Origin of the sequence: Massilia sp. CFBP 13721, assembly GCF_014842025.1 — a bacterium.
Lineage (GTDB): Bacteria > Pseudomonadota > Gammaproteobacteria > Burkholderiales > Burkholderiaceae_D > Telluria.
This window is the reverse complement of record NZ_JACYUY010000017.1, coordinates 58,957-84,251: the sequence shown is the minus strand read 5'-3', so window position 1 is coordinate 84,251 and position 25,295 is coordinate 58,957. Positions and strand designations below refer to the sequence as shown.

The window sequence follows — 25,295 nt, the reverse complement described above, 5'->3', positions numbered from 1 at the left end:
AAAACCACGGCCGCAGCTGAACGCGGCCGAAAGGTCTGGGCCTGGACAGGCCCTGCGGCTATACTGTACATAAGCACAGTTGTCGCCGCACATCATGAACAGGGTTCTGGAAAACGAGTTTTATTATCTGGATAATTTCCAGAAGGTCCTGGATTGGATCGGCGGGCGCTATGCCGACCTGCTCACCGATGAAGAGCAAGCCTTCATCGCCGCCTTCCCGGCGCTGCCCCAGGCGGCGCGTGCGCTGTTCGTGCGCATGGTGATGCGAAAAGGGAACCTGTTCCGCGCCAGCAAAATGAATTATGCGGAGATCGGTTGCCCGGTCGCAGCGGCGCAGCAATTGCTGCCCTCAGGCTGGATCGAGATCGACCCCGTGCTCTCGCTCGACGAACTGTTCGACCTGCTGGCCAAGCCCGAGATCGCCGACGCTTTCCATTCCCATCTGCTCCAAAAGACTGCACGCAAGGCCGATCAACTCGAAGCCCTGCGTGCATCCTTTGCCGATTGCCGCGCGTTTTCGAACTGGTATGCCGGCTGCACCGACGTCGCCCTGCGCATCCTCGTGAAACCGCTGTGCGACCGCCTGCGCCTGATTTTCTTCGGCAACCTGCGCCAGGACTGGACCGAATTCGTGCTCGCCGACCTGGGCCTGTTCCGTTACGAACAGGTCGAGTTTTCCGAAGCCTCGCGCGGCTTCCGCGACCGCCGCGACATCGACCATTACCTGCACCTGCACGCCTGCAAGGAGCGCTTCGCCGAGGGCCTCGCGCCGATCGAGGATGTCATGGAAGAGCTGCCGATCCACGCCTTCGACAACGACTGGCTGGAAGGCCGGCGCGAGAAATTCCTGTTCCAGGTCGGCCAGCATTTCGAAAAGCAGCAAGACTGGCAGCGCGCCATCGATGTCTACACGCGCTGCGGCTATCCGGGTTCGCGCGGGCGCGCGATCCGGGTATTGGAAAAGGCCGAGCGCTATCCGGAGGCCTGGCAATTGCTGCAGGAAGCCGAGCGCGCGCCCGAGAACGACGCCGAACGGCAGCACCTGTCACGCGTCAAGCCGCGCCTGGCACGCAAACTCGGCCATCCCAAGGCGATCGTGCCCCGCCCCGCCGCCCCCCTGCGCCTGGACCTGTGCCTGCCGGTTCCCTGCGATGGTCCCTGGGTCGAAGGCGCCGTGCGCGACCACCTGGGCTGCAAGGAAGCACCCGTGTTCTATGTCGAGAACATGCTGGCGAATGCCCTGTTCGGGCTACTGTGCTGGCGCGCCATCTTCGCCGCCATTCCGGGCGCCTTCTTCCATCCGTTCCACCGCGCGCCGGCCGATTTGCACAGCCTCGACTTCCACCAGCGCCGCGCCGCCGAATTCGCCGATTGCCTGGCCCAGTGCGACGACGGCCGCTACCGCGCCACCATCCTCGCGCACTTCGAGGAAAAGGCCGGCATCTCGGCGCCCTTCGTGTCCTGGGAATACCTCGACCGCGCGCTGCTCGAACTGGCGCTCGACTGCATCCCGGCCACGCACGTCAAGCGTTGGTGCGAGCGCATCCTGGCCGACGTCAAGGCCAACCGCACCGGCTTCCCGGACCTGATCCAGTTCTGGCCGCTCGAGAAGCGCTACCGCATGATCGAAGTCAAGGGCCCCGGCGACCGCCTGCAGGACAACCAGCTGCGCTGGATCGATTACTGCGCCACGCACGAGATGCCGGTGGCCGTGTGCTACCTGCAGTGGGAGCAGGCTGCTTGACCGCTCCGGCCTATGTCGTCGCCGTGCGCGCACTATGCGAATTCACGGCCAAGCGCGGTGACCTCGACCTGCGCTTCACGCCCTCGCCCACCGCGCAGGAAGGCATCGCCGGCCACCAGGTCGTGACCGCGCGCCGCGGCGACGGTTACCAGGCCGAAGTGAGCCTGGCAGGCGACTTCGGTCCGCTGCACGTGCGCGGCCGCGCCGACGGCTACGACCCGGCGCAGCACCTGCTGGAAGAAATCAAGACCTACCGCGGCCAGTTGTCGTCGATGCCGGACAACCACCGCCACCTGCACTGGGCCCAGTTGCGCGTCTATGGCCACCTGCTGTGCGCCGCGCGCGGACTCGACAGCGTCAACCTGGCGCTGGTCTACTACGAGATCGGCAGCGGCCTGGAGACGTCCTTGCGCGAAACGCGCACTGCCGCCGAACTGGAGGCCATGTTCGAAGACGCCTGCGGACGCTTCGTCGCCTGGGCCGAACAGGAACTGCGCCACCGCGAGGCGCGCGACGCAGCCCTGGCCGGCCTGCGCTTTCCGCACGCCGATTTCCGCCCCGGCCAGCGCCAGCTCGCCGAAACCGTGTTCAAGGCGAACAGCACGGGACGCTGCCTGCTGGCCCAGGCCCCGACCGGCATCGGCAAGACGATCGGCAGCCTGTTCCCGGTACTGAAAGCGGCGCCCGCCCAGCGCATCGACAAGATCTTCTTCCTCGCCGCGAAAACGCCGGGCCGCCAGCTGGCACTGGACGCGGCACAAGCGATCCGCAGCGCGGCGCCCGGGTTACCGCTGCGCGTGCTGGAACTGGCCGCGCGCGACAAGGCCTGCGAGCATCCGGACAAAGCCTGCCATGGCGAGTCCTGTCCGCTGGCGCGCGGCTTCTACGACCGCCTGCCCGCCGCGCGCCAGGCCGCGCTCGGCGTGCCAGTCCTCGACCGCGCCGCGCTGCGCGATATAGGCCTGGCGCACGACGTCTGCCCCTACTACCTGGGCAGCGAGATGGCGCGCTGGACCGACGTCGCGATCGGCGACTACAACTATTATTTCGACGGCAGCGCGATGCTGTACGCGCTGGCCCAGGCCAATGGCTGGCGTGCCAGCGTGCTGGTCGACGAAGCGCACAACATGGTGTCGCGCGCGCGTTCGATGTATTCGTGCGAACTCGATCGCACCGTCCTGCGCGCGGCCCGCGCCGCCGCGCCACCGCTGGTCAAAAAGGCGCTGTCGAAGATCGCGCGCGCCTGGGGCCAGATCGACGCGGATGCGCCGCTGCCCTACCAGGTGCTGGGCGTCCCCAACGACAAGCTGCTCACCGCGCTCGCCAACGCCACCAGCACCATCAACGACTTCGTCGCCGAAAATCCCGGTCCGCTCGACGCGGCGCTGCAGCGCTTTCATTTCGACGCCATGGCCTTCGCGCGCCTGGCCGAATCCTTTGGCGAGCATTCGCTGTGCGACCTCACGCGCCAGGGTAAAGACAGCCTGCTGTGCATCCGCAACGTGGTGCCGGCGCCGTTCCTGAAACCGCGTTTCGAGGGCGCCCATTCGGTGACGCTGTTCTCGGCCACGCTCAGCCCCTGGCATTATTTCGCCGACCTGCTCGGCATGCCCGAAAACACCGGCTGGATCGACGTCGAATCGCCCTTCACGGCCGGCCAGCTTGCCGTGCACGTGGCGAACCGCATCTCGACGCGCTACCAGCACCGCAGCGCCTCGCTGGCGCCGATCGCGCGCCTGATGGGCGAGCAGTACGCGCAGGCGCCCGGCAATTACCTGGCCTTCTTCAGCAGCTTCGATTACCTGGAACAGGCGGCCAGCCTGTTCGCGCAGCAGTATCCCGACGTGCCGATCTGGCGCCAGGAGCGGCGCATGAGCGAAGGCGAACGCGCCGCATTCCTCGATCGCTTCCAGCCCGATGGCCGCGGCATTGGCTTTGCGGTGCTGGGCGGCTCCTTCGGCGAAGGCATTGATTTGCCCGGTGCACGCTTGATCGGCGCCTTTGTCGCTACCCTCGGCCTGCCGCAACTGAACCCGGTGAACGAGCAGCTGCGCACGCGCATGCAGGCAATGTTCGGCGCCGGTTACGACTACACGTATCTGTATCCCGGTTTGCAGAAGGTGGTGCAGGCGGCCGGGCGCGTGATCCGCACCGAGCAGGACTTGGGCGTGGTCTACCTGATCGACGACCGCTTCGACCAGCCCGCGGTGCGCGAGCTGCTGCCGCGCTGGTGGCAGGTCGAACGGCTAATCGCATAATCAGCGCATGAGGTCCTTGAGTTTCTGGTAGCCGCTGCGGCTGACCGGGACGCGCCGCCCGTCGCGCAGCACCGCGCACCAGCTGTCCTTGGTCGGCGCCTCGATGCGCTCGATGGCGCCGACGTTGACGATATAGGAGCGGTGCACGCGCACGAACAGCGCCGGGTCGAGTCCCTGTTCGAGTTCGGCCATGCGTCCGTTCTTCAGGTAGGGGCGCCCGCCGGCGCTGATCTGCACGTAGTCGTCCTGGGCTTCGATCCAGTCGATCTGCGCGGTTGGCACCACGTGTACGCGCGCGCCGTCACGGATCAGGATGCGCTCGAGCGGGCCATTGCGGCGCGCCGCTTCCAGCGCCACCGCTTCGACCTGCTCCGGCGGCGTGGCGCGTACCACGGCGCTCTCCAGCGCCTGCGCCAGCCGTTCACGGCTGAATGGCTTGAGCAGATAGTCGATCGCACGCACTTCGAAGGCCTTCAATGCGAACTGGTCGTAGGCCGTCACGAACACGTAGCGGGTACGGGCGCCGGCCAGTTCCACCACCTCGAAGCCATCGAGTTTCGGCATCTGGATATCGAGGAAGACCAGGTCCGGCTGCAGTTCGCCGATCGCCTTGACCGCCTCGAAGCCGTTCGCGCATTCGGCCACGATCTCGATGGCGGGGAAGCTCGCCAGGTATTCGCGCAGCACTGCGCGCGCCAGGAATTCGTCGTCGACGATGATGACACGCATGGATTCAAGCCTCCGTCAGGGATGGGGTTTCGACAGGCAGGGCGATGTCGACCCGGAAGCGCGCATCCAGGCGCGTCCAGTGCACGCTCGCCTCATGGGCATAGGTCGCCAGCAGGCGCTGGCGCACGTTGGCGAGACCGATGCCGCAGCCGGCCGCCGCAGGGGCAGCGTCTTCGTCGGCGTCGTTCTCGACGCGGATGCGCAAGAGCGACCCGGCGCATTCGGCGTCGATCCGTACCAGCCCGCCATCGAGCCGGTTGCCGATGCCGTGCTTGACGGCGTTCTCGACCAGCGGCTGCAGCAGCATCGGCGGCAGCAGGCACTGCCCCGCCCCGGCGCCGATCGCGTGTTCGAAGCGCAGGCGCGCGCCGAAGCGCACCTGTTCGATCGCCAGGAAGTCGCGCACCAGCGCGATCTCTTCGTCGAGCGGCACCTTGCGCTGGGCGTCCATGCCCAGGCTGCGGCGCAGGAAGCTCGATAGCTGCAAGGTCATGCCGCGCGCGCCTTGGGGGTCGATCGAGGTCAGCGCGCTGATCGAGTTCAGGCTGTTGAACAGGAAGTGCGGATCGATCTGGGTGCGCAACATGCGCAGCTCGGCTTCCTGCGCCGCCAGCTTCATCTCCAGTTCGCGCCGCTCGAACAGGCGCGCACGCTCGAATTCCAGCGCCAGGTAGTGCGCCACCGCGCTCAAGCCGTACAGGATCACGCCCAGGCCGAACATCAGGGCGGCGAAGGCCCGCGTCATCTGCGGCAGGCCCGGCACCAGTGGGCGCAGGGCTTCGGCGAAGCCGCTGCCGGCAGCAAGCCAGAGCGCGCCGGCGCACACTGCCGTGCAGGTGAACACGCCCAGCACCGAGAGCAGCGGCCGGCTGGCGAGCGGATAGGCGCGGCACAGGTAATAGGCCGAAAACCCGCTGGCGCAGCCATAGACCAGTGCCAGCGGGACCGCGAACAGCAGGCTCGTGCCCCAGGGCGCGGCGTCGGCCGCGACCATCAGGCCGGCCAGCAGCACCCCGAGCAGGCCCCAGGCCGCCAAATAGAGCGCGGTGCTGCGGCGGGAGCCGAACGCGCCATGCATCATTAGTTACGTACCTCGACGCCGCCCATGATCGCGTAGCCGCGCACCACGAGGCGCTTGCTGTTGTCGGGCGGCGCCACCGTCTTCTCGTCGAAGCCGCCCATGATCGGCGTGCCTTGCAGGACGACGGTCCAGTCGGGCGGTACCTTCAGGGTCACGCCGCCCCAGAACGCGAACACGTGCAGCACCGCCTCTCCCGTCATCGAGGCGCCGCGCATGTCGAGCGCGCAGCCGCCCATCACCGCCGTCACTTCGCCGCCGCGGAAGTCCTGGGTATGCACCCGGCGCTCGAAGCCGCCCAGCACCGCGGTCACGTCGACGGTTTGCATCCCGGCGCCGGGTACGTCCTGCAGCTTGTCTCGCATCTCGTCCTTCTCGCCCACCACGACCATGCCGAAGCGCGCCGTGCGCTGTCCGGTCATGGCGCGGTAGACCACCAGCGCACCCACCGCGATCAGCACCAGCGGCCAGGCCGCGCGCCACGAAAAATAGATGATGCCGAGGCGATGCAGGATCATCGTGACGCCGATGCCGATGCCGGCCAGGCCGACCAGGTAGCCGTTCGGCGAGGTGGTATCGAGCAGCTTGGCCACGCCGGCGAAGATGAAGACCAGCGGCCAGAAGGCCAGCGCGTCGTGGACGTCGATGATGTCGAGGTTATCGAGCAGGAACAGCAGGCCGACGGCGATCACCAGCACGCCCATCAAGACCTGGCTGGTGGCGCCGCGGTCGGCGCGGTCGGCGCGGCGGGCGGCACGGCGTGCCTGGCGCGCGGCGCGGCGGTCTTCCAGGGTGTCCTTAGGGGTATCATTGAGCATGGTCATTCTCCTTCGATTGCGGAAAGCGGCGGTTGAAGACCGGCGTCAGCACCATCAGCACGCCCCACACCAGCAGGAACAGCGGCCAGCTGTTGCGGAAGGTCAGGCCGAACAAGCCCTCGAACACCGCGAACAGCCACAGGCCGGTGAAGATCGTCCATAGCCCATTGCGGAACTGGCGCGCGGTCGGATAGCCGATGGTCTGGTTGATGCCGACCACGACCAGCAGCAGCGGCCAATAATGCCACAGCGTTTCCGCGTCGACGATGTACAGCCGGTCGAGCAGGAAGATGACGCCGAGCACGATCAGAACCAGGCCCCACATCATCTGCTTGCGCGTCGTATAGTTGTTGTCGCTACCCATGTCGCCCTCCGTGTTGTGATGTATACACGATAGCGGGGAGTCGGGTGCAGGAAAAGCGCCTTTCGGCGAATGACGGCGCAGGATCGGCGAACGGCGAAGGAATCGGCAAACGGCGGCGAGGGACGAAAAAAAGCCCGCCACGTTGCCGGGCGGGCTTTTTTAAGATCCGGGAGCGATCAGGCGGCCGCTGCAATCGCCGGCTGGTTGCGGACCTGGTTGCGGTACTTGGCGCGGGCGGTGGCTTGCTTGACGGCCTCGCGTGCGATGTTGGTGCGGCGGATGTCGAGGCGCTCTTCGCGGCCGCGGTGCTGGGCTTCGTGTTTGTTACCGATACGCTTGGTCATGTGCTTCTCCTCTGTGAAAACAATTTATCCGAAAACGACCTCTGCCTGCGCCTGGCGGCGGCTGTCATGCGCCTCCTCGTCCACCATCCCCCACCCCAGCTGGCGCCGGATTTCCTCGGGCGTCGGCGGCGGCTGTGAGTCGCGCGTCCGGCGGGCGAGGTATTCGCGCACCAGGTGCTTCGGTGGATTCCTGGTCGATGCAGACATCGGTCCTCCGCTTCCGGTTATAGAGGGTCGGTGCCACTGGCATCGACCGGTATTCTGGTGCCGATCCTCGAGGCGACCGGCTAACCTGTTGAGATATTTGGGGCCTGCGGAACGAATTCGCTGGCGCCTCACTCACACGGCTTCATCATAGCCCTGCGGCAGCCGCTGCACCGTTAGGTGGCGCACACTGGCGGTAAGGATGAGCTGCCGGTAGGGCGCGTTGTACTGTAGGACTGGGCATACACAAGGTTGAAAAAAAGGGAAGCCGAGGCTCCCCTTGTCATTTACAGCCGACGTTCCATCAGAACTTGTACTTCAGGTTCAGGTAGAACTGACGGCCGCTGACGTCCAGTTTCTGTTGCTCTTCCTCGCTGTAGCGATAGTAGGCGCGCTTGACGTTCGTCAGGTTGGTGGCATCAAAAGTCAGTTGCAGGTTCTTCATGATGTTGTAGCTGACATTGAAGGCCAGCGTCGTTACCGGCGCGGCCATGGTTGGCGCTGTCGGCATCGTCACGCCATTGATGACGGACAGACCCTGGCTGTTCGCGGTCGGCGACGGCGCCGTCGACGAGTTCACGTACTCGCCGCGGTAGTTCGAGACCAGGCGTGCCGACAGCAGGTCGTTCTCGAAGTACACACCAAGGTTACCCGCCCATTCCGAGGCGCCCACCATCGGACGGCCGTCATCGACCTTCGTCTTGGCGCGGCTGACGTTCGAGGTGAAGCCGAACGGCGACGAGCCGAACGGCTGCTCGTAAGACAGTTCCAGGCCGGTGATCTTGGCGCCCTGCTGCGACGAGGTATTGATGAAGAAGGTCTTGACGACCTGGTCGCGCGGATCGGTCAGCTCGATGGTCGAGGTGCCGACGGTACCGGTCTTCACGTAGCCGTCGATCTTGGAGTGGAAGGCACTGACCGTCACGGCCGAACGCGGAGCGAAGTACCAGCCCCACGACAGGTCGACGTTGTCCGAGGTCAAAGGCTTCAGGTCAGGATTGGGACCGGTCACCTTGCAGCCGCTGGCATCGCAGCCCGGCGTGCCGAAACCGCTGCCGAGCACGTTGTAGTTCTGGCGGCCGATGGTGCGGCTGGCGCCGAAGCGGGCAATCATGTCCTTCGTGATCTCGTAGCGCAGATTCAGGCTCGGCAGCACGTTCTTGAAGATCTTGTGCGTCGGCGTCTTGTAGTACATGGTGCCCGACAGTGGATTGAACGCGGTGTTGTCGTAGTAAGCGACGGCGTCGCCCGCATCCACGATCGCGCCCGGATAGGCCGCGCACGGCACCGGCGTCTTGCCCGGTTCGGTGCGCTGGCAGGTACGCGGGTTCGGGATTGGCGTGGCGATCTGGGCATCGACCACGGTGCGCACGTAGCGCACGCCGACATTGCCCGACCAGCGGTCGTGTTCCAGGTTGGCCATGATGTAAGCCGAACTCTGGCGCTCGCGCATGTCGATCTCGGAACTGACGCGGCGTTCGAACGCGGCCGTCGTCGGTTTGGTGTTGGCCGCGATATAGGCCTTCAGCGCTTCCGGCGAGTAGGTGAAGCCGGTGTTGTCCCAGTAGCCGCCGTCCAGGCCGTCGCCGAAATCGCTAGGATACGGCTGCCAGCCCTCGGTCGGGGTTGGCGTCGGCTGGACGATCGCGCCGGTGGTGGGGTTGAAGCTGTAGGTCAGCGGGGTGCGGAAAGCCGGACCGAAGCGGCCGCTGAAGCGCTTGTGGTCGGCGTGGCGCAGGCCGCTCTCGATCGACTGCACGAAGCCGCCGTTCAGCTTGTATTCGGCGTCGAACTGTCCGCTGAACTCCTTGTCGGTGGTCTTGATACCCGATGCGGTGCGGCCGACGATCATGTAGCCGCTGCCGTCCGGATTGATGCCCGGACGGTTCTCGCCCGCGCCCTGGTACTTGACGTAAGGCGCATCGTGCAGGCTGCCCAGCGCGTACGAGACGCCAGTGCCGTAGCGGGCGAACGTGGTGCCCTGGTCGAGGTCGGTCTTGCCGACGCCGCGCGTGGCCGAGAACAGGCCCTTGACCGTCAGGTCCTGGCTGACGCGGTACTTGGCGTCCAGGTCGAGGAAGGAACTGGTCGCCTGCGCGCCGTCGCGGTAGAAGCCTTCCGAGTTGCCGATGTATTGGGGCACGGTGCCGTTCGGGTACACGATGTCGGCGGCCTTGAGCACTTTCAGGTCGTGGCCGTAGATGGTGCGTTCGGTGACGATCACCGGATTGCGGATTTGCGCATAGACGCGCTGGCCATTCGAGAACGTGTTCTGCGAGGCGGCCGCGGTGGCGCCCAGCGGTTCGTTCTTACCGAGCAGCATCGAGTAGATGGCGCCCGAGGTCAGGCGGCCATTGTTGTTCGCATTCATCTGCGAATGGAAGCCGGTCATCGTGACGTCGAGATCCTGGTTCGGCTTGTACTGCATCGACACCATGCCGCCCTTGCGGTCACGCACGGACTCGACGAATTCCGAGCTCATCGAACCCGGCAGGCGTACGCCGTTCAGGTCGGCCGCCTTGTAGCCGGTGCCGGCCAGCGACGCATCGGTGATGCCGAGCATGGTCGCGGTATTGATCTCGCCCCAGCCGCTGCTGGTGCCGTAGGCAAAACGCGACACCGAGTCGCGGCGCACGAAGCGCTTTTCGGCGAAGCCCTGGGCGATCACGCCGAAGGTGTTCGCTTCGTTTTTCCAGGTAACCGAGGCATTCAGGTCGGGTGCGGTCTTGCCGGGCAACTCGGCATGGCTGGCGCCGACGCTGACCAGGCCCGACAGGCGTTCCTTCTGCGACAACGGTTTGCGCGTCGTCACGTTGATGGTGCCGGCCAGGCCGCCGTCGACGATGTTGGCCTGCGAGGTCTTGTATACCAGTGCCTGGTTCAGCACCGACGACGGCATCAGCGACAGGCTGGTCGAGCGCGAGCTCGAACCCTGGTCGGCGACGTACCAGTCGCCGCCGGACACGGTGTGGCCGTTGAACAGGATCAGGGACATGTCCGGATTGGTACCGCGCATCGACACTTTTTCGGCTTCGTCGTAATCGGTACGCACGGCCACGCCGGCCAGCCGCTGGAGCGAGTCGGCGAGGTTCTTGTCGGGCATCTTGCCCACGTCTTCCGCCGTGATGACCTCGACGTTCGCCGTTGCGTTCTTCTTGACGCTGAGCGACTTGGCCATCGAGGCGCGGATGCCGGTCACCTCGACGGTCTGCACCGGGGCTTCCGCGCTTGTCGTCTGGGCCATGGCCGGCAAGGCGGTCAGGCTCCACAGCGCCATCGAAACGGCAGCTGCCAGCGGCTTCTGTTTGAACATTCTTCTCTCTCCTGGATATAGGTATGGTGTGCAGCAGGCGGCAGGCGGTCCCTGCCATATTGATAGTATTAGCTATAAGTAAATAACTGGAAAATTACTTGTAAGCCTTGAGCCATAACTTGAAGGAATGTTTGACCTACGCAACACTCAAGTTATAGGTGGACGACAAATAGTGATTGTCAAACGGCGCGCAGCCGCGTTAGCGTCTTGCAAACACAACATGGAGACCTTTGCATGCGCTTCGCCCCCCTGATCTTTGCCGCCGCCCTCGCCGGTTGCGCCAGCCAGTCCACCCTGCCCCCGGCGGCGACTTCCACGCCCGCACCTGCCACCACGCCGGCCGCGCCGACCGCGGCGCCGCCCATCGAGGCCGTGCTGCAAAAGCAGATCTTCCAGATGACGCCGGTCGAGGCCGGGCGCTACGTCGCCTGGGCGCAGCAGGCCGAGCCCGACCTGCGCAAACGGATCGCCGCAATCGGCCGCAAGAACCTGGGCCAGCCCTACGTGCTGAACCTGCTGGGCGAGTTCCCGTTCGAAGTGCACGACGATTTGCCGATGTTCAGCCTGCAGCAGAGCGATTGCGTCGTCTTCGCGGAACACACTTACGCGATGGCCCTGTCGCGCTCCTGGGAAGAATTTTTCTGGATGCTGCAGCGCATCCGCTACCGCGACGGCGTGATCGGCGTAGCCACGCGCAACCATTACACCGAGATGGACTGGAACGTCGCCAACCGCTGGCTCGTCACCGACGTCAGCGCCGCGCTGGCCGGGGCCAATGGACCGAGTTACGCCATGCGCGTCGACCGTGCGCGCTTCCTCAAGACACGCCACAACACCGAGCGCGCCATCCCGGTCGAAACCAGCCGCCAGACTTATGTGCCGAAGGAGCAGGTGGCGGCGATCGCCAGCCAGTTGCAGGAAGGCGACTTCGTCAACGTGATCTCGACCCGCAACGGCGAACACTGGGCCTCGCACGTCGGCCTGGTGGTGCTGGGCCCGAACGGCGAACGCCACTTCCTGCATTCGCAAGAGCCGAAGGTGCGCGAGGAAAGCTTCGATTCGTTCATCGCCCGCGCCGCCGAACGCGAAGCACGCAATGCGCGCGAGGGCAAGAATGGCCAGCGCCTGGCCGGCTTCAAGTTCCTGCGCCTGAACGACAACATCGTGGTGCCGCCGATGGCGCCGCAGCCGCGTCCCGGTACCTGACGCCGCCGAGGCGCGTGCCGGCGGTGCGCGCCTGTTTCCATTTCCTTCCAGGCTGCCGCGCGGCCCCTTCCCAGAACTACTGCGCATTCGCCTCCATGCCGGACTGAGTTCCGCGCCGATTCTCCTTTCCGCGCACCTCGCCCACCGCACATTCGCTTTCTGTCTTTACAAGCGCAATTTCCATCGTTTTATATTCCTATCGGAAATCTATTGCCGATGGCCATGCGATTATTTCTTAATTGCATTTCCTAAATTAAATAAACAGCCTATTTCGTTTTAATTCGGAATTGTCGGTTGAGCAGGGTCAAACTCAGCAATCTCACTGAGGCAGATAATAAACTTACTCAACAGCCATAAGTCTAAGTGCCGCCATTAATCCGTTTGCGCATTAATTATTTCCGGCGGCATCTTTCTTAATACATTGTTCGATTTTACGCATTTGTTCATTTACCAGTCGTTTATTCACTGGTCGTTTATTCATTAGCCTTTTATTTAATAACCGCTGCTATCGCCATCCACCCGACCGAGTAACGCGCACCATGCCAACTATATCCACCCGAGTATTGAGCCAATTTTGCGCCGGAATGGTATCGCTGCATCGGACTACCAAAATCGCGCTGATGGTCTGTATCGACCTGGTCGCATTGCCGCTCTGTTTTCTGATCGCGATGTTATTACGCGGCGGCGACCTGAAACTCGCATCGCATTACGGACCGGCGTCGTATCTGATTGTCGCCCTGGTCACGATCGCCGCATTTTCAATGTCCGACCTGTATCGCGCCGTGATTCGTTTTATCGACGGCCGCTTATTGAGCGCCACCGGCCTGGCGCTCGGGATTGCGGTGCTGTGCGCGTACGTGGTGCTGTTTGCGATCAACGACGCGATGTTTCCGCGCAGTGCGCTGGCGATTTACTGGTTCATCGTCTTTTCCTATGTCGTCACCTCGCGTATCGGCATGCGCAACTTCCTGCGCAACCACAGCACGCGCCGTCCCGCCTCGGATGCGGTCGCCATCTACGGCGCCGGCGAGCCGGGTGCGCGCCTGGCGCAAACGATGCGCTCGAGCGACGAATACCGCCCGGTGTGCTTCTTCGACGACAAGCGCGCCCTGAACGACCGCACCATCGCCGGGCTGCGCGTGTTCCATACCGACCGCCTGGCCGACCTGGTCGCCGCGCACGGCATCCGCACCGTCGTCATCGCCGTCCCCGGGATGCCGGCCGAACGCCTGCGCGACATCATGCAGCGCCTGGCCGGCGCCGGCGTCACCACCAAGATCCTGAGCCGGCTGGTCGACCTGGCCGACGACCGGGTACGCCCACGCGACTCGATCCGCGAGCTCAAGTTCGAAGACCTGCTAGGCCGCCCGCCGGTGCCGCCGCGGCTCGACCTGTTTGCCCGTTGCGTGCGCGGCAAGACGGTGCTCGTCACCGGCGCCGGCGGCTCCATCGGCAGCGAACTGTGCCGCCAGATCGTCACCCTGGCCCCGAGCCGCCTGCACCTGCTCGACCACTCGGAGTTCGCGCTGTACACGATTCGCCAGGAATTGTGCACACGCTTTCCCGACCTGCGCATCGACGCCCACCTCGGTTCGGTCTGCAATGCCGACCTGGTCGAGCGCATCCTGACCGACAACCATGTCGACACGGTCTACCACGCCGCCGCCTACAAGCACGTGCCGCTGGTCGAATCGAACATCGTCGAAGGCTTGCGCAACAACGTGCTCGGCGCCCAGGTCGTCGCTGCCGCCTGCGCCAGCCACCACGTGGAAACCTGCGTGCTCATCTCGAGCGACAAGGCGGTGCGCCCGACCAACATCATGGGCGCCAGCAAGCGTATCGCCGAGCTGATCTTCCAGGCGGCCGCTGCCAAGCATGGCGGGAGCACGACTTTCTGCATGGTCCGCTTCGGCAACGTGCTCGGCTCTTCCGGTTCGGTGATTCCGCTGTTCCAGCGCCAGATCGCCCGTGGCGGGCCGCTGACCATCACCCATCCCGAGGTGTCGCGCTACTTCATGCTGATCCCGGAAGCGGCCCAGCTCGTAATCCAGGCCGGCGCCATGGCCAAGGGCGGCGACGTCTTCGTGCTCGACATGGGCGAACCGGTACGCATCGTCGAACTGGCGCGCACCCTGCTCGCCATGTCCGGCCTGACCGAAAAAACCCCGCAAAACCCGGACGGCGACATCGAAGTCAAGTTCGTCGGGCTGTTCCAGGGCGAAAAGCTGCACGAGGAACTGCTGACCGACGGCACCGTGTTCCCGAGCGAGCATCCTCGCATCATGCGCATGAAGGAAAACGCCCTGCGCCCGAGCGTGCTCGAGACCTGCATCACCTGCCTGATGATGGCTTGCGAAACGCATGAGCGCGGCATGATCGAATCGATGGTCAAGGCCATCGTCAGCGAATACACGCCCCAGGTACCCGCCGGCACCCCGGCCCAGACGCCCGAACCCGAACTCGAAGCCGGCAAGGCGCGGCTGAGCCTCATCCACAAATTCGTGCCCTTTCGCATCTAGCGACAGCATCCCTTCTTCATCTTCACCCACCCACCATTAATAGTTGGCGAGGAACACATGCGCGACGAACAACAATCGGCCCACCTGCAGCAACTCACGGCAAAACTGCGCGACCGCACCGCGGTCATCGGCATCATCGGACTCGGCTACGTCGGGCTGCCCCTGACGCTGCGCTATGCGGCGTGCGGCTTCCGCGTGCTGGGGATCGACATCGACACGGCCAAGGCCGACAAGCTCAATCGCGGCGAAAGCTACATCGAGCACATCCCGGCGGCCGCGATCGAGTCCGCGCGTACGGTGGGATTCGAGGCGACGACCGATTTCACCCGCGCCAACGAACCCGATGCCCTGATCATCTGCGTGCCGACCCCGCTCAACGCCTATCGCGAGCCCGACCTGTCGTTCGTGCTCGACACGACCGACGCGCTGCTGCCCTTCGTGCGCCCGGGCCAGCTGATCTCGCTGGAGAGCACCACCTATCCCGGCACCACTGAGGAAGAATTGCGTCCGCGCCTGGAGTCGCGCGGCCTGGCGGTGGGACGCGAAATCTTCCTCGTGTTCTCGCCGGAACGCGAAGACCCGGGCAATCCGCATTTCGAAACGCGCACCATTCCCAAGGTGTGCGGCGGCAGTACCAGCGCCTGCCTGGAAGCCGGCGTCGCCCTGTACAGCGCCGCGATCGACCGCGTGGTGCCGGTCAGCTCGACCCGCGCCGCTGAACTGACCAAGCTGCTCGAGAACATCCACCGCGCGGTCAACATCGGCCTGGTCAACGAGATGAAGATCATCGCCGACAAGATGGAGATCGACATCCACGAGGTGATTCGCGCCGCCGCCACCAAGCCCTTCGGTTTCACCCCGTATTACCCGGGTCCCGGCCTGGGCGGCCACTGCATTCCGATCGACCCGTTCTATCTCACCTGGAAGGCGCGCCAGTACGGCGTCCACACCCGCTTCATCGAGCTGGCCGGCGAGATCAACAGCGACATGCCGCACTGGGTGATCGGCAAGGTGACCGATGCGCTGAACCAGCGCGGGCGCTCGGTGATGGGCAGCCGCGTGCTGGTGCTGGGCATCGCCTACAAGAAGGATGTCGAGGACATGCGCGAGTCCCCTTCGGTCGAGCTGATGGAGATCCTGCGCGACAAGGGCGCCCACGTCGACTACTCCGACCCGCACGTGCCCGTCTTCCCGCGCATGCGCGAACACCGCTTCGAGCTCTCCAGCGTGGCCCTGACGCCCGATGCGCTCGCCTCCTATGACCTGGTGCTGCTGGCGACCAGCCACAGCGCCTTCGACTACGACATGATCCGCCGCTACGCCAACCTGATCGTCGACACCCGGGGCGTGTACCTCGAACGCCTGCCCCACGTCGTCAAGGCCTGAGCCCATCTACCGGAGAAGATCATGCGTAACTACCCCCCTGCTATCGTCGACCGCAAGATCCGCTTCGCCCTCGTGGGCTGCGGCCGCATCGCCAACAACCATTTCAACGCCATCCGCCAGCACCGCGATCGCTGCGAACTGGTCGGCGTGTGCGACATCGATCCGCGTGCGCTTGCCGAGGCTGCAGAGAAGACCGGGGCCGAAGCCTACGGCAGCCTCGACCAGATGCTGGCCCACTGCGACGCCGACGCCTTTATCGTCACCACGCCGTCCGGCCTGCACCCCGAGCAGACCGTCCAGATCGCCCGCGCCGGCCGCCACATCATCACCGAAAAGCCGATGGCCACGCGCTGGGAAGACGGCAAGCGCATGGTCGCGGCCGCGGACGCCGCCGGTGTGCGCCTGTTCGTGGTCAAGCAGAACCGCCGCAATGCCACCCTGCAGCTGCTCAAGAGCGCGGTCGAGAAAAAACGCTTCGGCCGCATCTACATGGTCAACCTGAACGTGTTCTGGACCCGTCCCGACGAATACTACAACAGCGCCAAATGGCGCGGCACCTGGGAATTCGACGGCGGCGCCTTCATGAACCAGGCCAGCCATTATGTCGACCTGATCGACTGGATCATCGGCCCGGTCGAAAGCCTGCAAGCCTATACCGCCACGCTGGCGCGCAACATCGAGGTCGAGGATACTGGAGTCATCAGCCTGCGCTGGCGCAATGGCGCGCTCGGCTCGATGAACGTCACCATGCTCACCTACCCGCGCAACCTGGAAGGCTCGATCACGATCCTGGGCGAGCACGGCACCGTGCGCATCGGCGGCGTGGCCGTCAATGAAGTGCAGCAATGGGAATTCGCCCAGCCCGACCCGGACGACGCCAAGGTGCGCGACGCCAGCTACGAAACCACCTCGGTCTACGGTTTCGGCCATCCGCTCTACTACGACAACGTGATCAAGGTCCTGCGCGGCGAGGCCGAACCCGAAACGGACGGGCGCGAAGGCCTGAAATCGCTCGAGGTGCTGGTCGCCGCCTACATGTCCGCGCGCGACGGCAAGCGCGTCGCGCTGCCGCTGGAGTACTGAGATGGACCGGCCCATCATCGATTCCCCGGTCCACGCCAGCGCCATCGTCGACCCCGGCGCCACGCTGGGCGCCGGCACCCGCGTCTGGCACTTCGCCCACGTGTGCGGCGGCGCGCGCATCGGCGCCGGCTGCTCGCTGGGGCAGAACGTCTTCGTCGGCAACGACGTCCGCATCGGCGACAACGTCAAGATCCAGAACAACGTCTCGGTCTATGACGCTGTCACACTCGAAGACGACGTCTTTTGCGGCCCCAGCATGGTCTTCACGAATGTCCACAATCCGCGTGCGGCGGTGCAGCGCAAGAACGAATACCGGCGCACGCTGGTGCGGCGCGGCGCCACCATCGGCGCCAACGCCACCATCGTCTGCGGTATCACGGTGGGCGAGTACGCCTTCATCGGTGCCGGAGCGGTGGTCACGCGCGACGTACCGGCCTTTGCCCTGATGGCGGGCGTGCCGGCGCGCCAGATCGGCTGGATGAGCCGCTTCGGCGAACGCCTGCCGCTGGACATCGAAGGCAATGGCGAAGCGCTGTGCCCGCATTCGGGCGACCTCTACCTGCTGCAGGACGGCGTTTGCATGTTCGTTCCTGCAGCTCAACCTTGATAGCGGACACCATGGAATTCATCGACCTGAAATCCCAGTACCAGGCCTCGCGCGAGCGGATCAACGAACGCATCACGGCCGTACTCGACCACGGCCAGTATATCCTCGGGCCGGAAGTGGCCGAGCTCGAAGCACGGCTGGCCGCCTACACCGGTGCGCGCCACTGCATCACCGTTGCCTCCGGTACCGAAGCGCTCCTGATCTCGCTGATGGCGCTCGGTGTCCGCCCCGGAGACGAAGTCATCACGACGCCCTTCTCGTTCATCGCCACCGCCGAAGTCATCGTACTGCTGGGCGCCGTGCCGGTATTCGTCGACATCGATCCGGCCACCTGCAACATCGCCCCCGGCCTGATCGAGGAAGCGATCACCCCGCGTACCCGCGCCATCATGCCGGTCTCGCTGTATGGCCAGCCGGCCGACATGGAAGAAATCAACGCGATCGCCACCCGCCATGGACTGGCCGTGATCGAGGACGCGGCCCAGAGCTTCGGCGCCACCTACCGCGGCAAGAAAAGCTGCAACCTCTCGACAGTCGGCTGCACCAGTTTCTTTCCCAGCAAGCCGCTCGGCTGCTATGGCGATGGCGGCGCCCTGTTCACGAGCGACGATGCGATCGCCGCGGCGGCACGCGAGATTCGCGTGCACGGCCAGTCGCGCCGCTACGTGCATACCCGCGTGGGCGTCGGCGGGCGCATGGATACCCTGCAATGCGCCATCGTGCTGGCCAAGCTGGAACGGTTCGACTGGGAGCTGGCCCAGCGCCAGCGCGCCGCCGACAGCTACGAAGCCCTGCTCTCCGGGCGCGTGCAACTGGTGGGGCAGGCGCGCGACCGCACCAACGTCCATGCCCAGTACACGGTCGTGGTCGAAGAGCGCGAGCGCATCCAGGCCGAACTGCATGCGGCGGGCATCCCGACGGCCGTCCACTATCCGGTGCCGATGCACCTGCAGCCGGCCTATGCCCACCTGAGCCGCGCGGACGCCTGCCCGGTGGCCAGCAGCATGGCCGCGCGCGTGCTGAGCCTGCCGATGGGCCCCTACCTCCCGGATGCCGAGGCGCGTCAAGTAGCCCAGTCCCTGCTGCGTGCCCTGCGCGTTCCCGTTCCAACCCTCGACTTCGCCGACGAATCGGTATGAAGCTGCGCTTGCCGACTTTCTGGAAACACGTGATCACCGTGCTGGGCGGCGCCCTCGGCGCCCAGGCGCTGCCGCTGCTGGCCGCACCGCTGATCACGCGCATGTGCACACCCGCCGACATGGGTGCGTTCAGCCTGTGGGTTGCCATGGTCGCGGTCGCGGCCATCGGCGCCACCTTGCGCATGGAAACGGCAATGATCCTCGACCACGAGCACGAACAGCAGCGCACCTGCTTCAGTCTCGTCCTCTACACCGCCACCATCACCGCCTTCCTGGTGACGCTGCTGGCGGCGCTGGCGCACCTGCTCGGCGTGCCGGGCATCAGCCAGCTGTCCTGGCCGGCACTGCTGACGGTCGGCATCGGCACCTGGCTGACGGCGCACATGCAGACGACACTGGCCTATGCGACTTCCCATAACGCATTCGGTGCCGCCGCGCGCGCCAAGGTCGTCGGCGCCGGCACGATCGCGCTGGCGCAACTGCTGCTACTGGCCTCGGGGATCGGCGGAGCGGGCCTGCTGGCCGGCCAGCTGATCGGCCTGAGCATCGGTCTCGTCGCGGCGCGCCGGCTGTTGCATCCGCCGGCGCCACGTATCGGCCTGACGCTCGACGCCGATGCCCGCGCCTACCTGGTGCGTCACCGCAAGTTCTGGCGCTTCGCCCTGCCGTCGAACCTCCTCAACAACATGGTCGGGCATTTGCCGTTGTTCCTGATCGGCGTACGCCACGGCGCGCTGGCCGCCGGGCTGTATGCGCTGACCCAGCGCGTGCTGGCCGCGCCGATCTCGCTGCTGGCCGCTTCCGTGCTGGAAGTATTCAAGCGCCAGTCGGTGCATGAATTCGAAACGCATGGCAATTGCAAGCAAGCGTACCGCTACACCTTCAAGGTGCTGATGCTGCTGGGCCTGGCGCCGTCGCTCGTGCTCCTGCTGTTTTCGCCCACCCTGTTCGCCTGGGTGTTCGGCCCCGCCTGGCGTGAAGCGGGCGAGCTGGCCCAGATCCTGGCGCCGCTCTACTTCCTCAACTTCGTCGCCAGTCCGCTCAGCTATGTGTTTTTCGTGACCGGCAAACAGAACGTCGACCTGTGGTGGCAGCTGACCCTGTGCGCAGTGACGATCACGGCCTTCCTGATGCCGGGAACCCTGCATCAGAACCTGCTCTGGTTCGCGATCGGCTATTCCACGCTCTACCTGGTCTACCTGCACATGTCGTGGCAGTGCTCCCAGAACCGGCTGGCCGCAGCATGACTTCCGCCCGTTCCCTCAAGATCGCGCGGCGCGAACAGTGGATCTTGCTCGCCGCGTTTTTCCTGCTGTTCCCGGGATTCTTCTTCTATCACACCCTGCTCGGAACCGGCACCACCGGTGCTTTCCTGGGCGGCTATTTCGCACCGATCTCACTGCTGTTCGCCGTGCCGCTCGGGCTGATCTACCTGAAGCGGATGCAGCGCGACCCGCGCCGCTTCCATGCCGTCGACCTGCACCTCTGCCTGTTCCTGATCTATTTCGTCGCCGTCATCGTGGTCAACGCCGCCGCCGGCGCCAACCGCACCATCGTCGGCAATCACATCCTCGGCATCCTGTTCATCTTCAACATGTTCGTGATCGCCAGCTTCCTCGACTTCGACAGTGCGCGCTTTCGCATCGTCGGCCTGCTCAGCCTGGCCGCGATGACGACCATCGCCGTCTCGTTCTCGGTCGACGGCGTGTTCTACCTGGGCGCGATGGGCATCGCCAAGGACGCCGATGCGTTGGCGACCTACCAGGGCTTCGCCCGTTCCTACCTGATTACTTTTCTCACCGTCATTTCCTTTACCCGCGCGATGCCGCTGCGCCTGGTGCTGTACGCCTCGGGAGCGATGACGCTGTTCCTGAATACCGCCCGCAGCGAGTTCGCCGCCCTGATGTTCGCCATTCCCATCATCGAGTTCTATTACTCGCGGCACAAGCTGCACTTCCTGCTGTGCGGAATCATCCTGTTTTTCGTCATCCATTTGTACTTCGACCAGATCCTCGCCGCACTGCCCGCAAATCGCATCCTCGAACTGCTCGACCTGTCGCAGTCGACCTCGGCCAACAAGCGCCATCACCTGACCGTGCACGCGGTCCAGACCATCCTGGCGCATCCCCTGCTCGGCGATTACGCCAGCTACAAGCCGGGCTACTACTCGCACAACGTACTGTCGGCCTGGGTCGACCTCGGCTTTTTCGGCATCGCGTACCTGTGCCTGGTCACCGTGGTACCGATCATCCCGATGTTCATTCGCGAATACTTCGCGCCGCGCCACTGCGGCATCTTCCTGCTGGGCTTTTCGATGGCCTGCGTCACCGTCTTGCTGTTGCTGACCTCGCACTATTTCACCGACATGCTGATCGGCGCCACGCTCGGTGCCAGCTCCCGCTATTTTTATGAGAGGAAATATGCGAAAAATCGCACACCTGACCTCCGCCCATCCGCGCCACGACACCCGGATTTTCGTCAAGCAGTGCCGTAGCCTGGCCGAGCATGGTTTCGACGTAACGCTGGTGGTCGCCGATGGCGCCGGTCCGGCACAGCGCGATGGCGTCCGCATCGTCGACGTCGGACGCCTGTCGGGCCGGGTCAACCGCATGCTGCGCACCACGCGCCGGGTGTTCGAGGCCGCGGTCGCGGCTGACGCCGAGGTGTACCAGTTGCACGACCCGGAACTGATCCCAGTCGGGCTGAGCCTCAAGCGCATGGGACGCAAGGTCATCTTCGATTCGCACGAAGACGTACCGACGCAATTACTGGCCAAACCGTATCTCGGCAAGGCGTCGGCACGCCTGCTGTCGAATTCCTTCGGCGCGTATGAACGTTTCGCCTGCCGCCGCTTCGATGGCGTCATCGCGGCGACTCCGACCATCCGCAATAAATTCGCACCCATCAATGCACGTTCGATCGACATCAACAATTACCCGGTCGTCAGCGAATTCGAAGGCGAGCCGGACTGGAGCGAGAAAGGAAACGAGGTCTGCTATGTCGGCAGCATCTCCGCGATCCGCGGCATTCGCGAACTGGTACGTGCCTGCGCCCTGCTGCGTTCCGATGCACGCCTGGCACTGGCCGGCCAGTTTGCCGAGCCTGCGCTCGAATCCGAGGTGCGCGGCTATGAAGGATGGGAGCGCATCCTGCGCCATGGCTACCTCGACCGCGCAGGTGTCAGCGGTGTCATGCGCCGCGCCGTCGCCGGGCTGGTAACGCTGCATCCCGTGGCCAATTATCTCGATGCATTGCCCGTCAAGATGTTCGAGTACATGGCAGCCGGCATTCCAGTCATCGCTTCGCGCTTTCCCCTGTGGCGCAACATCGTCGAACGCCACGGCTGCGGCGTTTGCGTCGACCCGGGCGATCCAGCGGCGATTGCCGCCGCCATCGATCACCTGGTCTTGCACCCGGCACTTGCGGCGCGCATGGGCGATAACGGAAGGCGCGCGGTGGAGCAGCATTACAACTGGAGGCGCGAATCAAAAAAGCTGATCAGTTTCTACGAGAGCGTGTAGCGCTTGCCCGGCCGTCAGCGTATCCGCATGGCATTGGTATTGCCAAGCTTTCCTGACCGTTTTTCATCACAGCGATAAAAACGCAACCGGCCTCCGGGATCGCTATTTTCAACACAAGAAGAAATAATTTCCAATCATCATAACTTCTTCGGAGAAAGAATTCACTGGATGGTTGGAGCAGAAATATCTTTTCGTGGAAAGCGCCTTATTTAATCCGTTTCAATAAGTACCCGTACCTTCAGTCTTATCGTGTGTCTCATCTTATCGAGCGTACAACATGAAAATTATTTCCCATCATTACAAGCTGCTCACTGAAATACTGCGCCTTCCCGTGGCCGAATTGCATTTTCATGAAGCGCTCGATCCGGCGGATATCCGAGCGACCTACCGCTATTACACCAAACCGCATCCGCGCTATAAGCTGATACGAAACAAAACAGTCGGCGCGGCGCTGCTCGACCTGAACGCTGTCCCCAACGAGCAGCAATATTTGGAACTCATCAAGGGCAAGAACGCCGGCGCCCATCACGCCAAGCGCGCACGTAACCGCGGTTACCAGCTGCGCCACATCGACCGTAACGCCCATATCGACGATATCTATGCCATCAATACCTCGCTGGAAGAACGCCAGGGGCGGCCGATGGATACGAAATACCGCGAAAAACCGTCGCATTTCGAGACGCTCAAACACTTCCGCTATTACGGCGTATTCAATCCGGAAGGCCGGATGGTTGCTTATGCCAATCTCGGTCACTACGGCAATTTTGCTTCCTTCTCTCAACTGATTGGCATCCGCAACAACGACGGCATCATGCACATGATGGTGGTCGATATCGTGTCCGAGCTGCTCGGCGAACAGCGCGTGCGCTACCTGATGTACGACACCTTCTTCGGCGCCCAGCCCGGTCTGCAGACGTTCAAGAAGATCCTCGGCTTCCGCCCCTATCGCGCGAAGTACGCCCTTCAATGAACAGGGTCCTGCACCGGCTGTACGCCGATTACCTGATGCCATCGCGCCTCGGTATCTATGCGGCACTACTCGAACGCGCGCGCGATGCCGGCTATGCCCAGCTGTCGGTGCGCGATTTTCATCGCGAACCCGCCATTGGGGCCGGCGCGCGCAAGGTACTGGTGCACCGGCACGACATCGACAGCGACCTGCGCACGGCGAAGAAAATGTTCGCGATCGAAGCGAAGTACGGCGTCAAAGCCAGTTATTACTTTCGCCTGAGTACGCTCGATTTCGGCTTCATGCGCGAGATTGAAGCTGCCGGCAGCGAAGCGAGCTACCACTACGAGGAAGTGGCGGATTATGCCAAGCGCCACCGGATTCGCTGCGCGGACGAAATCAGGCGCCGCTTTCCTGAAATCCGCGAACAATTCGTCCGTAATTTCCAGAGCATCGCCGAGCGCCTTGGCATGCAAATGGTAACCGTCGCCAGCCATGGCGATTTCGCCAACCGCCGCCTGAAGGTGATCAACCACGAATTGCTGCGCGACCCCGCCGTGCGCCGCCGCTGCGGCATCGAATGCGAGTCCTACGATAGCGAATTGCTGCGTCACTTCGACATGTACATCAGCGACCGCGAGCATCCGCATTACTACACGCCGCTCTCGCCATTCGATGCGTTCGGCCGCTACGGCCGTATCTGCTTCCTGACCCACCCGCTGCAGTGGGAAACGAATTGGGTGGAAACGACGCGCTGCAACCTGCGCCGACTGGCCGAGGAGATCGCATGGCGCGCCTGAACATCCTCCTGATCAATCATTATGCGGGCTCGGTACGCCATGGCATGGAGTTCCGGCCGTATTACCTGGCGCGCGAATGGGTGCGCCAGGGGCACCGGGTGCGCATCGTCGCGTCATCGCAATCGCACATCCGCGCGCAGGCGCCCGACATGGCGGGCCGCGACCGGCTCGACCAGAATATCGACGGGGTCGACTACACCTGGTTTGCCACCCCCCCCTACCGCGGCAACGGCATCAAGCGCATCCTCAACATGCTCAGCTTCGTGTGGCGCCTGGTATGCGAAGGACGTTCGCTGGCGCGCGGCGAACGCCCCGACGTCGTTATCGCCTCGAGCACCTATCCGCTCGACATCTGGCCCGCTCACCGGATCGCGCGCCTGGCCGGCGCCCGCCTGCTGTTCGAAGTGCACGACCTGTGGCCACTGTCGCCGATGGAGCTGGGTGGCTATTCGCGCTGGCATCCGTTCATCATGCTGTTGCAGGCAGCGGAGAACCATGCCTGCCGCCATGCCGACGCCGTCGTGTCGATCCTGCCGAAAGTGCGCGCCCACCTGGAGGCGCACGGCATGGCGCCACACAAGCTGCACATTGTCCCGAACGGCGCCGATCCGGCCGAGTGGCTGGGCATCGACACGGGCCTGCCCCAGCAGGCGGAGGAGGTCCTGACAGCGGCGCGCGCCTCGGCCGATTGCATCCTCGGCTATGCCGGCACCCATGGCCTGGCCAACGCCCTCGACACCCTGCTGGAGGCGGCGGCGCTGTTGCGCGGCCGCCGTGTCGCCTTCGTGCTGGCTGGTGGCGGACCGGAGAAACAGCGCCTGCAACTCCGCGCCCGGGCCATGGGCCTGGATTACGTGCATTTCCTCGATCCGGTGCCGAAACACCAGGTGCCGGCCCTGCTGCGCCGCTTCGACCTCGCCTATATCGGCTGGCAGCGCCAGCCCTTGTACCGCTTCGGCATTGCGCCGAACAAGCTGATCGACTACATGATGGCGGCGCGCCCGGTGCTGCATGCCGTCGAAGCCGGCAACGATCCGGTTGCCGATGCCGGCTGCGGGATCACGCTCGCGCCCGAAGACCCGCATGCGCTGGCAGCCGCCATCGTGCAGCTGGCCGGGTGCAGCGCGACCGAACGCGAGGCCATGGGACAGCGCGGCCAGCGCTACGCCCTCGACAACCTTACCTACCCGGTACTCGGGGAACGCTTTTTGACTGCATGCGCAGGAGACTGAC

Annotated in this window: 21 protein-coding genes; 14 read left to right on the top strand and 7 right to left on the bottom strand. The window is 64.4% G+C overall.

What is annotated here, in order from left to right:
• The first annotated feature begins 94 nt into the window (after nucleotides 1–94).
• Nucleotides 95–1,744 (top strand): VRR-NUC domain-containing protein, encoded by a 1,650-nt coding sequence (locus tag IFT60_RS16675; RefSeq protein ID WP_192053533.1) that lies wholly within the window; start codon nucleotides 95–97, stop codon nucleotides 1,742–1,744.
• Nucleotides 1,741–4,002: an ATP-dependent DNA helicase gene (locus IFT60_RS16670; protein ID WP_192053531.1), complete on the top strand. Its 2,262-nt coding sequence runs from the start codon at nucleotides 1,741–1,743 to the stop codon at nucleotides 4,000–4,002. Before IFT60_RS16675 ends, IFT60_RS16670 begins: the two co-directional genes overlap by 4 nt.
• On the opposite strand, the gene IFT60_RS16665 is transcribed toward IFT60_RS16670, so the two are convergent.
• The 7 genes from IFT60_RS16665 to IFT60_RS16635 all read right to left on the bottom strand — a co-directional run bounded on the left by IFT60_RS16665 (nucleotide 4,003) and on the right by IFT60_RS16635 (nucleotide 10,852).
• Nucleotides 4,003–4,731 (bottom strand): LytR/AlgR family response regulator transcription factor, encoded by a 729-nt coding sequence (locus IFT60_RS16665; protein ID WP_192053529.1) that lies wholly within the window; start codon nucleotides 4,729–4,731, stop codon nucleotides 4,003–4,005.
• A 4-nt stretch (nucleotides 4,732–4,735) separates the two neighbouring features.
• Nucleotides 4,736–5,812 carry a sensor histidine kinase gene (locus IFT60_RS16660; RefSeq protein WP_307729692.1) on the bottom strand — a complete coding sequence of 359 codons (1,077 nt, stop codon included), beginning with the start codon at nucleotides 5,810–5,812 and terminating at the stop codon, nucleotides 4,736–4,738.
• The gene (locus IFT60_RS16655) at nucleotides 5,812–6,627 is read right to left on the bottom strand and encodes a LiaI-LiaF-like domain-containing protein (protein ID WP_229510931.1); all 816 of its coding nucleotides are present in this window, start codon (nucleotides 6,625–6,627) and stop codon (nucleotides 5,812–5,814) included. Before IFT60_RS16655 ends, IFT60_RS16660 begins: the two co-directional genes overlap by 1 nt.
• Nucleotides 6,617–6,991 carry a LiaF transmembrane domain-containing protein gene (locus IFT60_RS16650; RefSeq protein WP_192053527.1) on the bottom strand — a complete coding sequence of 125 codons (375 nt, stop codon included), beginning with the start codon at nucleotides 6,989–6,991 and terminating at the stop codon, nucleotides 6,617–6,619. The genes IFT60_RS16655 and IFT60_RS16650 overlap by 11 nt, the downstream gene beginning before the upstream one ends.
• Before the next feature lie 176 nt (nucleotides 6,992–7,167).
• Entirely contained in the window at nucleotides 7,168–7,335 is a 168-nt protein-coding gene (locus tag IFT60_RS16645) for a hypothetical protein (RefSeq protein WP_192053525.1), read from the bottom strand.
• A 24-nt stretch (nucleotides 7,336–7,359) separates the two neighbouring features.
• The gene (locus IFT60_RS16640) at nucleotides 7,360–7,542 is read right to left on the bottom strand and encodes a hypothetical protein (protein ID WP_192053523.1); all 183 of its coding nucleotides are present in this window, start codon (nucleotides 7,540–7,542) and stop codon (nucleotides 7,360–7,362) included.
• A 301-nt stretch (nucleotides 7,543–7,843) separates the two neighbouring features.
• Nucleotides 7,844–10,852: a TonB-dependent receptor gene (locus tag IFT60_RS16635; RefSeq protein WP_192053521.1), complete on the bottom strand. Its 3,009-nt coding sequence runs from the start codon at nucleotides 10,850–10,852 to the stop codon at nucleotides 7,844–7,846.
• 234 nt (nucleotides 10,853–11,086) lie between these two features.
• Here IFT60_RS16635 and IFT60_RS16630 point away from each other — a divergent pair, with 234 nt between their 5' ends.
• The 12 genes from IFT60_RS16630 (at nucleotide 11,087) to IFT60_RS16575 (ending at nucleotide 25,294) form a co-directional block, all read left to right on the top strand.
• Complete coding sequence (locus IFT60_RS16630; RefSeq protein WP_192053519.1) at nucleotides 11,087–12,058, top strand: N-acetylmuramoyl-L-alanine amidase-like domain-containing protein; 972 nt, start codon at nucleotides 11,087–11,089, stop codon at nucleotides 12,056–12,058.
• Between the two features lie 620 nt (nucleotides 12,059–12,678).
• The gene (locus IFT60_RS16625; RefSeq protein WP_229510929.1) at nucleotides 12,679–14,577 is read left to right on the top strand and encodes a polysaccharide biosynthesis protein; all 1,899 of its coding nucleotides are present in this window, start codon (nucleotides 12,679–12,681) and stop codon (nucleotides 14,575–14,577) included.
• 57 nt (nucleotides 14,578–14,634) lie between these two features.
• Nucleotides 14,635–15,963, top strand: coding sequence for a nucleotide sugar dehydrogenase (locus IFT60_RS16620; protein ID WP_192053515.1), 1,329 nt, complete (start codon nucleotides 14,635–14,637; stop codon nucleotides 15,961–15,963).
• A gap of 21 nt (nucleotides 15,964–15,984) precedes the next feature.
• On the top strand, nucleotides 15,985–17,046 hold the full coding sequence (locus IFT60_RS16615) for a Gfo/Idh/MocA family protein (RefSeq protein ID WP_192053513.1): 1,062 nt from the start codon (nucleotides 15,985–15,987) through the stop codon (nucleotides 17,044–17,046).
• 1 nt (nucleotide 17,047) lies between these two features.
• A complete protein-coding gene (locus tag IFT60_RS16610) occupies nucleotides 17,048–17,653 on the top strand; it encodes an acyltransferase (RefSeq protein ID WP_192053511.1) in 606 nt (201 codons plus the stop codon).
• Nucleotides 17,654–17,664: 11 nt separating this feature from the next.
• Nucleotides 17,665–18,792: a DegT/DnrJ/EryC1/StrS family aminotransferase gene (locus tag IFT60_RS16605; RefSeq protein WP_192053509.1), complete on the top strand. Its 1,128-nt coding sequence runs from the start codon at nucleotides 17,665–17,667 to the stop codon at nucleotides 18,790–18,792.
• Nucleotides 18,789–20,039 (top strand): lipopolysaccharide biosynthesis protein, encoded by a 1,251-nt coding sequence (locus IFT60_RS16600; RefSeq protein ID WP_192053507.1) that lies wholly within the window; start codon nucleotides 18,789–18,791, stop codon nucleotides 20,037–20,039. Before IFT60_RS16605 ends, IFT60_RS16600 begins: the two co-directional genes overlap by 4 nt.
• Nucleotides 20,036–21,286 (top strand): hypothetical protein, encoded by a 1,251-nt coding sequence (locus IFT60_RS16595; RefSeq protein WP_192053505.1) that lies wholly within the window; start codon nucleotides 20,036–20,038, stop codon nucleotides 21,284–21,286. Before IFT60_RS16600 ends, IFT60_RS16595 begins: the two co-directional genes overlap by 4 nt.
• Nucleotides 21,213–22,313, top strand: a complete 1,101-nt coding sequence (locus IFT60_RS16590) for a glycosyltransferase family 4 protein (RefSeq protein WP_192053503.1) — start codon at nucleotides 21,213–21,215, stop codon at nucleotides 22,311–22,313. The genes IFT60_RS16595 and IFT60_RS16590 overlap by 74 nt, the downstream gene beginning before the upstream one ends.
• Nucleotides 22,314–22,590: 277 nt before the next feature.
• Nucleotides 22,591–23,283, top strand: coding sequence for a hypothetical protein (locus IFT60_RS16585; protein ID WP_192053501.1), 693 nt, complete (start codon nucleotides 22,591–22,593; stop codon nucleotides 23,281–23,283).
• Entirely contained in the window at nucleotides 23,280–24,062 is a 783-nt protein-coding gene (locus tag IFT60_RS16580; protein WP_192053499.1) for a polysaccharide deacetylase family protein, read from the top strand. Before IFT60_RS16585 ends, IFT60_RS16580 begins: the two co-directional genes overlap by 4 nt.
• Nucleotides 24,050–25,294, top strand: a complete 1,245-nt coding sequence (locus IFT60_RS16575) for a glycosyltransferase family 4 protein (protein WP_307729691.1) — start codon at nucleotides 24,050–24,052, stop codon at nucleotides 25,292–25,294. Before IFT60_RS16580 ends, IFT60_RS16575 begins: the two co-directional genes overlap by 13 nt.
• Nucleotide 25,295 lies beyond the last annotated feature (1 nt).

Excerpts from the sequence above, each read along its gene's own strand:
- IFT60_RS16635 (WP_192053521.1), bottom strand. The coding sequence starts at position 10,852 with ATGTTCAAACAGAAGCCGCTGGCAGCTGCCGTTTCGATGGCGCTGTGG.
- IFT60_RS16610 (WP_192053511.1), top strand. The coding sequence starts at position 17,048 with ATGGACCGGCCCATCATCGATTCCCCGGTCCACGCCAGCGCCATCGTC.
- IFT60_RS16575 (WP_307729691.1), top strand. The coding sequence starts at position 24,050 with ATGGCGCGCCTGAACATCCTCCTGATCAATCATTATGCGGGCTCGGTA.
- IFT60_RS16580 (WP_192053499.1), top strand. The coding sequence starts at position 23,280 with ATGAACAGGGTCCTGCACCGGCTGTACGCCGATTACCTGATGCCATCG.
- IFT60_RS16605 (WP_192053509.1), top strand. The coding sequence starts at position 17,665 with ATGGAATTCATCGACCTGAAATCCCAGTACCAGGCCTCGCGCGAGCGG.
- IFT60_RS16625 (WP_229510929.1), top strand. The coding sequence starts at position 12,679 with ATGGTCTGTATCGACCTGGTCGCATTGCCGCTCTGTTTTCTGATCGCG.
- IFT60_RS16585 (WP_192053501.1), top strand. The coding sequence starts at position 22,591 with ATGAAAATTATTTCCCATCATTACAAGCTGCTCACTGAAATACTGCGC.
- IFT60_RS16650 (WP_192053527.1), bottom strand. The coding sequence starts at position 6,991 with ATGGGTAGCGACAACAACTATACGACGCGCAAGCAGATGATGTGGGGC.
- IFT60_RS16600 (WP_192053507.1), top strand. The coding sequence starts at position 18,789 with ATGAAGCTGCGCTTGCCGACTTTCTGGAAACACGTGATCACCGTGCTG.
- IFT60_RS16620 (WP_192053515.1), top strand. The coding sequence starts at position 14,635 with ATGCGCGACGAACAACAATCGGCCCACCTGCAGCAACTCACGGCAAAA.
- IFT60_RS16675 (WP_192053533.1), top strand. The coding sequence starts at position 95 with ATGAACAGGGTTCTGGAAAACGAGTTTTATTATCTGGATAATTTCCAG.
- IFT60_RS16645 (WP_192053525.1), bottom strand. The coding sequence starts at position 7,335 with ATGACCAAGCGTATCGGTAACAAACACGAAGCCCAGCACCGCGGCCGC.
- IFT60_RS16665 (WP_192053529.1), bottom strand. The coding sequence starts at position 4,731 with ATGCGTGTCATCATCGTCGACGACGAATTCCTGGCGCGCGCAGTGCTG.
- IFT60_RS16595 (WP_192053505.1), top strand. The coding sequence starts at position 20,036 with ATGACTTCCGCCCGTTCCCTCAAGATCGCGCGGCGCGAACAGTGGATC.
- IFT60_RS16630 (WP_192053519.1), top strand. The coding sequence starts at position 11,087 with ATGCGCTTCGCCCCCCTGATCTTTGCCGCCGCCCTCGCCGGTTGCGCC.
- IFT60_RS16615 (WP_192053513.1), top strand. The coding sequence starts at position 15,985 with ATGCGTAACTACCCCCCTGCTATCGTCGACCGCAAGATCCGCTTCGCC.
- IFT60_RS16590 (WP_192053503.1), top strand. The coding sequence starts at position 21,213 with ATGCGAAAAATCGCACACCTGACCTCCGCCCATCCGCGCCACGACACC.
- IFT60_RS16660 (WP_307729692.1), bottom strand. The coding sequence starts at position 5,812 with ATGATGCATGGCGCGTTCGGCTCCCGCCGCAGCACCGCGCTCTATTTG.
- IFT60_RS16655 (WP_229510931.1), bottom strand. The coding sequence starts at position 6,627 with ATGCTCAATGATACCCCTAAGGACACCCTGGAAGACCGCCGCGCCGCG.
- IFT60_RS16640 (WP_192053523.1), bottom strand. The coding sequence starts at position 7,542 with ATGTCTGCATCGACCAGGAATCCACCGAAGCACCTGGTGCGCGAATAC.